A 13,327-nucleotide genomic window follows, 5' to 3' on the forward strand; every position below is an offset into this window, starting at 1 on the left:
TAATTTCTAATTTCTAATTTCTAATTTCTAATTTCTAATTTCTAATTTCTAATTTCTAATTTCTAATTTCTAATTTCTAATTTCTAATTTCTAATTTCTAATTTCTAATTTCTAATTTCTAATTTCTAATTTCTCAAAAATTATATTCGATTGTATTTAGCATAAAAAAACGGGCTAATTTTCATTAACCCGCAATCTATATTTTATACCAATACGCTTACTTATTAGGTATTTTTGCAGACGAGTATTAGCCTAACGTGCCACTAATCGCATATTTCAATACCCAATTTTTTGCAGGGCCTTTATTATTGGCTAATTTCAAGAACTTGCTCCGCGCCCAACTGAGTGGTTTTATTTCATTTGAAAAACCAAAATAGCATGCATCCATCATACTCATCATGAGTAAATTCGCATGACGACGTTTTTTCTCATATTGTTTTAATAATTGATGTTGACCCACGTCTTCTTGATCTTCCAAAATATCCGCCAATGCAACCACATCTTGAAAGCCTAAGTTTACGCCTTGACCTGCAAGAGGATTAATTGTGTGCGCTGAATCACCCACGAGTACTAAACGCCCTTGTGAGTAGTCATTGGCGTGTTGTCTGGCAAGAGGGAAGACAGCATGCTCAAGTAATTCAAAGTCACCCGGTAGTTCAGGGAAATGTGCAATGAGCTTTGCTTTAAGTTCTTCATTAGAAAGTTTTTGCCATTGCTTTAAAACTGCTGCGTCGTGGTAACAAATTAAATTTGCATAAGGTGCTTGCATAGGTAAAAACGCGACAGGTCCGGTTGGAGTAAATTGCTGCCACGTTTTTACTTGTTGAGGAGCATCCAGTTTTATTAATACACCCATACAATGTTGAGCATACTGCCAACCAGTTACACCTAATCCAGCTTTGGTGCGCAATTGTGATTGACCACCATCAGCCGCAATGACTAAATCTGCCGTATAGTGTGTATCACCATAATTCAGAGTGATTGAATCGTCAGTTTGATTTATATCGGTTACAGGAGTCTTTTGCTCGATAACCTCAATATTGTAATCAGCAAATTGTTGCCATAGACTCGCCTGAATTAAGCTATTTTCAATTAAATGGCCTAAATGTGTCTCGCCAATATCTTTACAATCAAATAATAAGCTCTCATCTTGCTGTTGATACGCTTCTAGTTGTTGATAAGGTGCGATTCGGTTTTTACGCAATAATGGCATTGCCCCAAGCTCATCAAGTAGGTGCTCTGAAAAACGATTAATAGCCGAAATACGAATATCCACTTTATCTGAGCTAAGAATACTATCCGCATCAATAAGGTGCTTTTCAATAATCGTGACATCACTCCCCTGCTGCGCCAATTTTATGGCTGTAGCAGAACCTACCATGCCACCTCCAACAACAATTATCTTATTTTTATTCATTTAATATTCGCTCATTTGGCTATTTAAATACCCGGCAAATTGTAACGTAATTCAATAAACAGTGTCAGTGCATTTAATACTTAAGAATTTCAAATCAGGGACTTGTTTGATTTCACACCACAAAGATTAAAACTATACTTGGATCTGTGCGGGTATCCAGCTAAAATACGCGTCCTTTAAGTCGGCATAATTGCCACTTAATCCTGTTTCTAACACATTTTTGTGTCACTACCGAATTGAAAACGAGGCTATATTTCAATGAGTAAAAAGCTGCATATTAAAACCTGGGGTTGTCAGATGAACGAGTACGACTCTCAGAAAATGGCTGATCTACTAGATGCGACAAACGGCTATCAGTTAACTGAAGAAGCTGAAGACGCTGACGTGATCTTACTCAATACCTGTTCAATCCGTGAAAAGGCACAAGAAAAAGTGTTCCATCAGCTTGGCCGTTGGAAGTTATTAAAAGATGACAAGCCAGACTTAATCATTGGTGTTGGTGGTTGTGTTGCATCGCAAGAAGGTGACTCAATTCGCCAACGCGCGCCATTTGTTGATGTGATCTTTGGCCCGCAAACATTACACCGCTTGCCAGAAATGATTAAGCAAGTGCAAAGTGGCGACAGCACATCTGTGGTTGACGTTTCATTCCCTGAAATTGAAAAATTTGACCGCTTACCTGAGCCAAAAGCAGAAGGTCCTACTGCATTTGTATCAATCATGGAAGGTTGCTCTAAGTACTGTACTTTCTGTGTAGTACCTTACACGCGTGGTGAAGAAGTAAGTCGTCCTTTAGATGATGTGCTCCTTGAAGTTGCGCAACTTGCAGAGCAAGGCGTGCGTGAAGTAAACCTTTTAGGTCAAAACGTAAATGCGTATCGCGGTGAAACACACGACGGTGAGATTTGTTACTTCTCTGACCTACTACGTTATGTTGCAGCGATTGACGGCATTGACCGTATTCGTTACACCACCTCGCACCCGGTAGAGTTTACACCAGACATCATCGATGCTTACGCTGATGTGCCAGAGCTTGTTGATCACTTACACTTACCAGTACAAAGTGGCTCTGACCGTATTCTTAACCTGATGAAACGTGGTCATACCGCGCTTGAGTATAAATCGACGATTCGTAAATTACGTAAAATTCGCCCTAACCTAAGCATGTCATCAGACTTCATCATTGGTTTCCCTGGTGAAAGTAAAGCTGATTTTGAAGCAACTATGAACCTTATCAATGATATCGGTTTTGATATGAGCTTTAGCTTCATCTACAGTGCGCGCCCTGGCACACCTGCTGCCGATTTACCAGACGATGTGACTGAGCAAGAGAAAAAAGAGCGTTTATACCTATTACAAAACCGCATCACGCAAATGGCGCAGCAAATTAGCCGCCAAATGTTTGGTACTGAACAACGTATCCTGGTTGAAGGTCCTTCTAAGAAGAACCCGATGGAATTACGTGGCCGTACAGAAAACAATCGTGTAGTGAACTTCGAAGGCCCTCACTCAGTGATCGGTCAATTCGTTGATGTACGTATTACTGAAGCGTTGCCAAACTCTTTACGTGGTGAATTAATTCGTACAGAATCAGAGATGAATTTACGTCGTGATGTGGCGCCATCAGCAATTTTAAATAAAGCTGCCGAAGCTGAAGCCGCAGCTGCCCCTAACGAAATTGGCGTTGCTACTTTCGTACCTTAGGGAGACACTGGTGCTGGCACTGCCAGCACCCATGAATAGGAAGTAATTTTGAGTAATCAATTAAAAACATTAGAGATTTATTTAGAACCTGCCGACAACAAACGACTCTCTTCTTTATGTGGTCCGTTTGACGAAAACATTAAACAAATTGAACGCCGCCTAGGTGTTGAAATTGCCCACCGTGATAATTTTTTCAGAGTCACGGGTAAACTTCATTGCGCCGCAGCCAGCGTTGAAATCTTAAAAAACCTTTACATTGACACTCAACCTATTCGTGGTCAAATAGGCGAAATTGAACCTGATGCAGTGCATTTAGCAATTAGCGAATCGAATGCCCTAGAGCAAGATGAAAACCCGGGCGTGTACGGTAAAGACATGGTGATTAAAACACGCCGTGGCGTTATTAAACCACGCAACGATAACCAAGGCGTGTATGTTGCTAACATCCTGCATCACGATATTACCTTTGGTATCGGTCCCGCTGGTACAGGTAAAACTTATCTAGCCGTTGCAGCTGCTGTTGATGCCCTCGAGCGTCAAGAGATTCGCCGTATTTTATTAACGCGCCCTGCAGTTGAAGCTGGTGAGAAACTAGGCTTTTTACCGGGTGACTTAAGCCAAAAAATCGACCCGTACTTACGCCCACTTTACGATGCTTTATTCGAAATGCTGGGCTTTGAGCGTGTAGAAAAGCTAATTGAGAAAAACATCATTGAAGTGGCCCCACTTGCTTACATGCGTGGTCGTACATTAAATGATGCCTTTATTATTCTTGATGAAAGCCAAAACACCACCGCAGAACAAATGAAAATGTTCTTAACCCGTATTGGTTTTAATTCAAAAGCAGTGATCACAGGTGATATAACACAAGTTGACTTACCACGTGGTGCTCGCTCTGGGCTTCGTCATGCTATTGAGGTATTAAACGGCGTAGATGAAATTAGTTTTAATTTCTTCCAATCACACGATGTCGTGCGCCACCCTGTTGTTGCACGTATCGTAGAAGCCTATGAGCGAAATGATGAAGCTGAGCGTTTAAAGCGCGCAGAAAAGCAACGTGCAAAAGAAGCACAAGCAAACCAACAAGAACCAAACTCGTGACCGAATTAGATTTACAAATAGCCTGTGAGTTTGACGACTTACCTAGCTTTGAACAATTCCAACTATGGGCTGATAAAGCCCTTAGTAACTACCGTGAAGACGCTGAGCTTACTATCGTCATAAGCGACGAAGCACAAAGCCAGCAGCTCAATAATGATTACCGTGGAAAAGATAAACCGACTAATGTCTTATCGTTTCCATTTGAAGCACCACCGGGTATTGAGTTACCTTTAGTGGGTGATTTGATCATTTGTCCGGCCATTGTTTTGGCCGAATCTATTGAGCAAGAAAAGACCTTTCATGACCATTTTGCCCATATGGTGATCCATGGATGCTTGCATTTACTTGGATTTGACCATATAAAGGACGAAGATGCACTCGAAATGGAAAGCATAGAAAAGCAATTACTTGCTGATCTGAACATCGCAGACCCATATCGAGACGATATTTAAATTTACGGAGCAATTAGACGCAATGAGCGACGACAACTCGCAATCTAGCCAGGGTTCTTCTGGCAAAACTTGGTTGGGCAGAATAACCCAAATGTTGCAAGGGGAACCCCAGAATAAAGAAGAGCTGGTTGAAGTAATTGCCGATGCGCAAGAACGCGACCTTATCGACCCTGAAACCAAAGAAATGATCGAAGGAGTACTTGGTGTATCTGAGCTTAAAGTTCGTGACATCATGATCCCTCGCTCGCAAATGGTTACGTTAGAGGTTGATACACCACTTGAAGAGCTGTTACCTATGATGGTTGACTCAACACATTCACGTTTCCCAGTGGTGTGTGAAGATAAAGACCATGTTGAAGGTATTTTATTAGCAAAAGATCTATTACCACTTATCTTAAACAAAGATGAGCAGTTACCTTCTTTGCGTGATTATTTACGCCCAGCAGTAGTCGTACCAGAAAGCAAACGTGTTGACACACTGCTTAACGAATTCCGTCAACAGCGATACCATATGGCAATCGTCATCGATGAATACGGCGGCGTGTCGGGTCTAGTAACCATTGAAGATATTCTTGAAATCATCGTTGGTGAAATCGAAGATGAGCACGACGAAAGCGAAGACCAACAAGATATTCGTCAAGTAGCTAAACACGTTTATGCAGTACAAGCACTGACTGAAGTTGATGACTTTAACGAGTATTTTAAAACCGGTTACAGCACCTCTGATGCTGACACCATAGGTGGTATTGTTTTACACGCATTTGGTCATATGCCAAGTCGCGGTGAAACAATTGATATTGATGGCCTGCAATTTAAAGTCACCAACTCAGATAACCGTCGCATCTTACAATTGCAAGTCACCATTCCTAAGGCTGATGATAACGACAGTGAAGAAACTGCTAACTAAGCTAAGCCTTATTGCAAAAGATAAAAAAGCCTGGCTCGCACTCATTGCGGGCCTCTTTTTAACCTTAAGCTACGCCCCTTATAATCTTTGGTATATTGCCTTTCTCTCTCTTGGCATACTTATCTATTGCATTAATCCGCAGGCAAATGGTAAATCGGCCGCAAAACAAAGTGCTAAGTATGGCTTTATCTTTGGTTTAGGCTGGTTTGGTGCAGGTATTAGTTGGGTGCATGTATCGATAGCCACCTTTGGCGGTATGCCATTAATTGCATCGATTTCATTGATGGTGCTACTTTGCGCTTACTTAGCCTTGTATCCTGCACTAGCAGCTTGGTTGACAACCCGCCTTGCTAAAGGGCCCTATAGCTTTATCTGCTTGTTGCTTGCCAACTTTGCGGTTACAGAGTACTTACGTGGCACTTTGCTAACAGGCTTTCCTTGGTTGAGCTTTGGTTATACACAAACCGACAGCCCACTGAACTTTTTAGCCCCTGTGATTGGCGAGTTTGGTATAACACTTGTTTGCGTGCTCATCGCGTTTTCACTCTTTCGTTTGCTAGGTAAAGACATAAAGCCGTTAATCGGCTCTGTGACCTTGTTGGCAGGCTTATACGTAATTGCGAGTAATAGTGCTTTACAGTATCAAGATAAAACAATTAAAACAGTTTTAGTACAAGGGAACATTAAACAGCATTTACGATTTGAACCGTCAGAGTTTTGGAATACTATGAGTAAATACCAAGACATGACGCGCCTACACTGGAATGCTGATCTCATTGTTTGGCCAGAAGCTGCTGTCCCTGAGCTTGAAGCCCTATCAACACAATACCTAACCGGTCTTGATAGTGCAGCTGCTTTTAACAACACAGCCCTGATCACCGGTATCGTGGATTATCAATACGACACCCGTAATATTTTTAATACCCTCATTGTATTAGGTAAAAAAGAGCAAGATGATAGCGAAGGTCATTATCAGTATTTAGGTAAAAATCGCTATCAAAAGCACCAATTATTGCCTATCGGTGAGTTCGTGCCATTTCAAGAATTACTGCGTCCAATCGCCCCACTGTTTGATTTACCTATGTCGTCATTTACTCGAGGCGATGAAGTTCAAAACAATCTACAGGCGAACGGCTTACATATTTTACCCGCTATTTGTTATGAAATTGCTTTTGCTGATTTAGTGCGTGGTAATTATCGCAGTGATTCAGACATTTTATTCACCGTTAGTAATGATGCATGGTTTGGCGACTCCCATGGCCCGCATCAGCATATGCAAATAGCCCGTATGCGTGCTCTAGAATTACAACGCCCGCTAATTCGCGTAACGAATAATGGTATCAGCGCCGTTTACGACCCTATCACTAAATCACAGTTGAGCATGCCGCAATTTAAAGCTGATGTACTTGAAGCCAATATCACCTTAATCAAAGGCGATAGTCTTTATAGTCAATATGGTAATTGGCCAGTATGGATTGTAGTGATATTACTCAGTGCTGTGGCTGTGTTTATCAGGGTTAAGAAATAACAAATAAAAAAGGCTTCAATATGAAGCCTTTTAAAATTTTAAGATTCTATCTTAATCAACTCTACATCAAATATTAGCAATGAACCTGCTGGAATGCTGCCTACCCGTTTACTGCCGTATGCTAGCTGCGGTGGAATATAAAAGGTAAACTTATCCCCTTCACTCATTAGCTGTAAGCCTTCAGTCCAACCAGCAATGACTTGATTTAAACCAAAGCTGATTGGCGAGTTTCTGACCACTGAACTATCAAATACGCTGCCGCCTAACAGCGTACCATGATAGTGAACCTTGACTTTACTGGTGGCACTTGGTTTTGCCTCATTGTCGCCGCGATGCTCAATTTTGTACTGCAGCCCAGATGCTGTTTCATGAACATCGTCGGCTTTACTATTGTTCGCTAAAAAATCCGCCGCTAGTTTTTCATTTTCAAGGGCTTGTAGCTTCGCCTTTTTACTATTTTTAAAAATTAAAAAGCAAAAAATGCCGATGATCAGTAAAAGTAATAAATTAATCATTCTGCGTCCTTCTCATCATCATTGTCGCCATTTACGATATCAGCAATATTGGCAAGCCTTGTTAAGGCTAGCGCGTTAATAGAGCCATCAGGGTAGCCTTGTGGGGTCATTTCACCTGCGTCTTTATCCATTAATAAGCTCAATGCTTGATCAACCGTTTCAACGGCATAAATGTTAAAGCGGCCTTTTTCAACGGCATCGAGCACTTCATCATCAAGCACCAAGTTCACTTGATTAGATTTAGGAATAATCACCCCTTGCTCACCGGTTAAGCCACGCATTTTACAAAGCTTAAAGAAGCCCTCTATTTTCTCGTTTACACCACCAATTGATTGCACATCACCATGCTGGTTAATTGACCCTGTCAGCGCGATAGATTGGCTAATAGGTAAGTTAGTAATGGCTGATATAAGCGCACACAACTCAGCTAGTGAAGCGCTATCACCATCGATATAGCCATAGCTTTGTTCAATTGCGATATTCGCACTGAGTGTCAGGCTAAATTGCTGAGCGTACTTGTTACCCAAGTAACCGGTTAATAGCATCACCCCTTTTGAGTGAATGGCTTTACCCAGCTCAGCTTCACGTTCAACGTCAATAACGCCATCAGCACCTGCGTACACAGTGGCAGTAATGCGTGCTGGTGTACCAAATGAGGTATCGCCAATGTGCAGCACGGTTAAGCCATTCACCTTACCCACAGCGTGACCTTCAGTAGCAATTAAAATTTGCCCCTCTTTGATATCACTGAGCATGGTTTCAGAGATTTGCCCAGTTCGATACTGCTTACCAACAATGGCCTCGTCTATGTGATGAGCATCAATCACTGTTTGCTCATCTTGTTTAGCATAAAAACTAGCTTCTGCCACTAACTCTAATACATCAGCAAAACGAGCTGAGAGTTTATTATGATGCTCTGCTTGGCGATAACTAAACTTTAATAATCTCGCCATCGCCGCTTCATTCACAGTGCAATTAAGTGTTTGCTGACAATATTCAGTTACCTTGGTAATAAACTGATACTGCAGCTTATCACTACTTGGTAAGTAGTAATCAAAGTCAGCGAGTACACGAAATAACTCAGCAAACTCTTCGTCATATTCACCTATGGTGTAATAAAGCTCTCGCGACCCTAAAAGTACTATTTTTACATCAAGTGGAATAAGCTGCGGGCGTAATGTAAAGCTACTTCCTACTGAGCTGTCTTGGTAGGGTAAGTCGTTTTTGATTTGATGGGTTTTCAAAGACAGTTTTAAGCCATCCCACACTTGCGGGTTAGACATAACTTTCTCTGCATCCATGATCAAATAACCACCATTAGCACGGTGTAATGCACCTGGCTGAATTGAGCGATAGCTGGTGATAAGTGACCCTTGCGACGTTGCATATTCAATCTTGCCAAAGATATTGCCAAAGGTTGGGTTCGGCTCATAGACTACAGGCGCAGCATCGCCTTCTTTGTATTCCACTAAAATATTTGGCGCAAAGAAATCTGTGAGCATACCTTTGCGGTCAAAATCTTCTTTATTTTCGTCGTTGTCATCATCGTCGAGCCACTCTAGTACCGCATCAATGATTTCTTCACGAATATCTTTTAGATAACGAAGAACCCCAATATGTGTTGCATATTTATGCTCAAGCGCTTTAAGAAGTGGTTTAGTAGCAAGCTCTGCTGTTGATTTTTTAAGGTTACGCAGTTTTTCTGATGATTCACGCTTCCAACGTGGTAGCTCAATCAGCGCTTCGATTAACGCATCTTCAAGCTTTTCAATGACTTCATAAAACTCTATACGAAGCGGCTCTTCAAGAGCTGCAAATTCACTATCACTCAGTTGCTTACCGTCAATAAGTGGAGCAAAGCCAACCACACCATTTTCTTCAATGAGAGCCACGCTTTGCTCAAGAGCAGCAATTTCTACTGCAGTTATAGCTGCATCGTAGGTGTCGGTAAACTCGCGATCAATTGATTTTTTCTTACGCTGATACCCAGGGTTATCAAATGCCGCAGGAAAAGTATCAAGCACTTCATCAATAAACGAGTCGATATCATCGGCAAGCTGCTTCGATTGCCCTGCTTGCATAAACAGCGCAATTGGCTCACGGTGATCGTCGTAGTTATTTACATACAACCATTCGTTGGGAGTTGGGCGGCCTTTAGAATGGGCTGTGAGTTTATCTTTCACTAACGTGTAACGACCGTGTGCCGCTTCACCCATCACATATACATTATAACCCGGAAGTTCCATTCCCAGAGAAAAGTCGAGAGCGCTTTGTGCTCGTTGCTGGCCGATAAAAGGGAGTGCTTCTGGATACGGGTTTTGCATGCAAGTGGCAACATGGCTTGCAGAAATCTCTGGCGCTAGCGCAGAAACAGGTAATGGGATTAGTTTTTTTGTCATTCTAACTTCTTATTTCCCAGTCTTTACTGGGCATTATAGGTAACGCCCAGCAAAAGCCTGCGTCACTGATTTAAGGTTGTAATGCCTTACGGCGAAAATAAATACCGCCACATTCAGTACAAGGAGTAATTTGCGTAGCATGGTAAACATCGTAACTATGTTGGCAATTTTTACATACTAATGTGCCCATGGCTATCCATTCTCCTTCTTGATAGACACCATCGTGTTTAAAATCTTGATTAAGGGCATGCCACTCTAACTGGGTTTTATCTTCAATATGCGATAACTCGTACCAAAGCGATTCCTTAAGTTCAAGCCAAGCCAACGAGTCATAATGCTCATCATTTTCTTTGATGTGATCAATATCGCGCTTAAGATACTCTCGATATTGGCTAAGCTTTTCTTGTCCTAAATCTTTAAGTGCTTGCTCTGATTCAACAAATTTATCTATTGCATCCTTTAATTCATTGTCTTTTACATCTTTAATCCATTTAGTTAAATCAGTGAGCCAAGATTTATAGTCTGCCATCGGTTACTCCTTCAAAAATGATGAAAAATCAATCGTTATTCTAGTCGAGTATAGGTTAACCTGCCCTGAAAATATATTTCCAGACAAAATTAATAAAAGCGCCTATTTGCCGCTGTGATTAGCGTGTATTTTGAGTTATCCTTATCGACAATTTTTTATTAATTTGCAAGAAGTCTGGAATCGTAGATGCAAGAGCAATATAACCCGCAAGACATAGAGTCAAAAGTACAAGCCTACTGGGAAGAAAACCAAGTATTTAAAGTCACTGAAGATGAGAGCAAAGAAAAGTATTACTGCCTTTCTATGTTCCCATACCCAAGCGGCCGACTCCACATGGGTCACGTTCGTAACTACACCATTGGTGACGTAGTATCACGCTTCCAACGCTTGCAAGGCAAAAACGTAATGCAACCTATGGGTTGGGATGCGTTTGGTCTACCTGCGGAAAATGCAGCAATCAAAAACAACACTGCACCTGCTAAGTGGACATACGAAAACATCGATTACATGCGCAACCAGTTAAAGCAACTGGGTTTTGGTTACGACTGGGATCGTGAAATTGCGACATGTCATCCAGAATATTACAAATGGGAACAGTGGTTCTTCACTAAGCTTTATGAAAAAGGCTTAGTTTACAAAAAGATGTCAACAGTTAACTGGGATCCAGTTGACCAAACAGTACTTGCCAATGAGCAAGTTATTGATGGTCGTGGTTGGCGTTCAGGTGCCATTGTTGAACAAAAAGAGATTCCACAATGGTTCATCAAAATCACTGATTACGCACAAGAGCTATTAGATGATTTAGATAAACTTGATCACTGGCCTGAGCAAGTTAAAACCATGCAGCGCAACTGGATTGGTCGCTCTGAAGGTTTAGAAATCGAATTTAAGCGTGCTGATAACGACGATACATTCAGTGTTTATACAACGCGCCCAGATACCTTCATGGGTGTGACGTACGTTGCTGTTGCAGCTGGTCACCCAATTGCACAAGAAGCAGCTAAAAACAGCGACGCTGTAGCTATGTTTGTTGATGAGTGTAAAAACACGAAAATCGCTGAAGCAGACATGGCAACCATGGACAAAAAAGGTATTGCCACTGGTTTTTACGCGATTCACCCATTAACAGGTAAACAAGTACCAATTTGGGTCGCTAACTTTGTATTAATGGATTACGGCTCAGGCGCTGTAATGGCAGTACCTGCACACGACCAACGTGACTACGAGTTCGCAACAGCATATGGCCTTGAGATTGCTCAAGTTATTGCACCAGCAGCTGACTCTGAAGAAACTGTTGATTTAGACAACCAAGCTTACACTGAAAAAGGCGTGTTAGTTAACTCAGGTGAGTTCGACGGTCTTGAGTTTGAAGCGGCGTTTAATGCTGTTGCAGATAAACTAGAAGCACTGGGTGTAGGTGAGCGTAAAGTGAACTTCCGTCTACGTGACTGGGGTGTTAGCCGTCAGCGTTACTGGGGCTCTCCAATTCCTATGTTAAGCGACGAGAACGGTAACGAGCTTGCTGCAACTGAAGACATGCTACCTGTTCGCTTACCAGAAGACGTGGTAATGAATGGTGTTACTTCACCAATCAAAGCTGACCCTGAGTGGGCTAAAACAACGGTAAATGGCGCACCTGCATTCCACGAAACAGATACTTTCGATACCTTCATGGAATCATCATGGTACTACGCGCGTTACTGTAGCCCTCGTTTTGACGAAGGCATGATTGAGCCAGGTGCTGCAAATTACTGGTTACCAGTAAACCAATATATCGGTGGTATTGAGCATGCGATCTTGCACTTACTTTACTCGCGTTTCTTCCACAAGTTATTACGTGACTTTGGTTTAGTAACTTCAGATGAGCCATTTGAGCGCTTACTATGTCAAGGCATGGTATTAGCAGATACTTTCTACCGTAAAGATGAGAAAGGCGGTGATATCTGGATTTCGCCAACAGACGTACAAACTGAAACAGACGACAAAGGTCGTGTTGTTAAAGCGTGGCACAAAGAAGATGGCGAGCCGGTATTCTCTGCGGGCATGAGCAAAATGTCGAAATCGAAAAATAACGGTATCGACCCACAACAAGTTATCGCCCAGTACGGTGCAGATACAGTGCGTTTATTCATGATGTTCACGGCGCCACCAGAGCAAACCCTTGAATGGTCTGATTCAGGTGTTGAAGGTGCAATGCGTTTCTTAAAACGTATTTGGAAATACGCTGTTGATGTAGAAACAGTAGGCTATCAAGCGCTTGATAAGTCAGCATTAAATAACGACCAAAAAGTACTTCGTCGTGAACTTCATAAAGCAATTGCAAAAGTGACTGATGACGTAGAACGTCGTCAAACATTCAACACTGCAATCGCTGCAATTATGGAAATCTCGAACAAGTTACTTAAAGCACCGCTTGCCGATAAACAAGATGTGGCAATTGCTAACGAAGCGCTTGAAGCATTACTTATCATGCTTGCGCCTATCACGCCGCATATGTGTCACCAATTATGGCAAGACCTTGGCAAAGAAGGCGACATCTTAGATGCAGCATGGCCAAAAGTTGACGAATCAGCACTTGTTGAAGATGAGAAGCTAATCATCGTACAAGTTAATGGTAAGCTTCGTGCTAAGTTAACAGTGCCAGCTGATGCAACTAAAGAGCAAGTTGAAGCATTAGCATTTGCTGAAGAAAACGTAACTAAGTTCACTGATGGAGCAACCATCCGCAAAGTGATTTACGTACCTGGCAAACTACTTAACGTGGTTGCTAACTAA

Annotated in this window: 10 protein-coding genes; 6 read left to right on the forward strand and 4 right to left on the reverse strand. The window is 41.9% G+C overall.

The genetic code is table 11. From position 1 onward, the window contains the following. Positions 1 to 247: 247 nt before the first annotated feature. Positions 248 to 1,417, reverse strand: coding sequence for an FAD-dependent oxidoreductase (locus tag NH454_RS00005; RefSeq protein ID WP_135924134.1), 1,170 nt, complete (start codon positions 1,415 to 1,417; stop codon positions 248 to 250). Positions 1,418 to 1,675: 258 nt separating this feature from the next. Between NH454_RS00005 and miaB the strand changes: the two genes are divergently transcribed. From miaB to lnt, 5 genes are read left to right on the forward strand one after another with little or no spacing between them, the layout of a single operon-like run. Next, a complete protein-coding gene (gene miaB, locus NH454_RS00010; protein WP_135924133.1) occupies positions 1,676 to 3,121 on the forward strand; it encodes a tRNA (N6-isopentenyl adenosine(37)-C2)-methylthiotransferase MiaB in 1,446 nt (481 codons plus the stop codon). A 48-nt stretch (positions 3,122 to 3,169) separates the two neighbouring features. Then, on the forward strand, positions 3,170 to 4,222 hold the full coding sequence (locus NH454_RS00015; RefSeq protein WP_235383634.1) for a PhoH family protein: 1,053 nt from the start codon (positions 3,170 to 3,172) through the stop codon (positions 4,220 to 4,222). After that, the gene (gene ybeY, locus NH454_RS00020) at positions 4,219 to 4,674 is read left to right on the forward strand and encodes an rRNA maturation RNase YbeY (RefSeq protein ID WP_054551659.1); all 456 of its coding nucleotides are present in this window, start codon (positions 4,219 to 4,221) and stop codon (positions 4,672 to 4,674) included. The genes NH454_RS00015 and ybeY overlap by 4 nt, the downstream gene beginning before the upstream one ends. A 22-nt stretch (positions 4,675 to 4,696) precedes the next feature. Beyond that, complete coding sequence (gene corC / locus NH454_RS00025) at positions 4,697 to 5,581, forward strand: CNNM family magnesium/cobalt transport protein CorC (protein WP_135924131.1); 885 nt, start codon at positions 4,697 to 4,699, stop codon at positions 5,579 to 5,581. Beyond that, on the forward strand, positions 5,562 to 7,109 hold the full coding sequence (gene lnt, locus NH454_RS00030; protein WP_235383633.1) for an apolipoprotein N-acyltransferase: 1,548 nt from the start codon (positions 5,562 to 5,564) through the stop codon (positions 7,107 to 7,109). The genes corC and lnt overlap by 20 nt, the downstream gene beginning before the upstream one ends. A 38-nt stretch (positions 7,110 to 7,147) precedes the next feature. On the opposite strand, the gene NH454_RS00035 is transcribed toward lnt, so the two are convergent. From NH454_RS00035 to NH454_RS00045, 3 genes are all read right to left on the reverse strand, one after another. After that, the gene (locus NH454_RS00035) at positions 7,148 to 7,624 is read right to left on the reverse strand and encodes an FKBP-type peptidyl-prolyl cis-trans isomerase (protein WP_235383632.1); all 477 of its coding nucleotides are present in this window, start codon (positions 7,622 to 7,624) and stop codon (positions 7,148 to 7,150) included. Next, complete coding sequence (locus NH454_RS00040; RefSeq protein WP_235383631.1) at positions 7,621 to 10,023, reverse strand: ATP-binding protein; 2,403 nt, start codon at positions 10,021 to 10,023, stop codon at positions 7,621 to 7,623. The genes NH454_RS00035 and NH454_RS00040 overlap by 4 nt, the downstream gene beginning before the upstream one ends. A 70-nt stretch (positions 10,024 to 10,093) precedes the next feature. Continuing rightward, complete coding sequence (locus tag NH454_RS00045) at positions 10,094 to 10,552, reverse strand: zinc ribbon-containing protein (RefSeq protein WP_135924127.1); 459 nt, start codon at positions 10,550 to 10,552, stop codon at positions 10,094 to 10,096. 186 nt (positions 10,553 to 10,738) lie between these two features. On the opposite strand from NH454_RS00045, the gene leuS reads away from it, so the two are divergent. Continuing rightward, positions 10,739 to 13,327, forward strand: coding sequence for a leucine--tRNA ligase (gene leuS / locus NH454_RS00050; protein WP_138558627.1), 2,589 nt, complete (start codon positions 10,739 to 10,741; stop codon positions 13,325 to 13,327).

The sequence above is a fragment of the Pseudoalteromonas sp. Ps84H-4 genome (genome assembly GCF_024124645.1).
Classification (GTDB): Bacteria; Pseudomonadota; Gammaproteobacteria; order Enterobacterales; family Alteromonadaceae; genus Pseudoalteromonas; species Pseudoalteromonas lipolytica_C.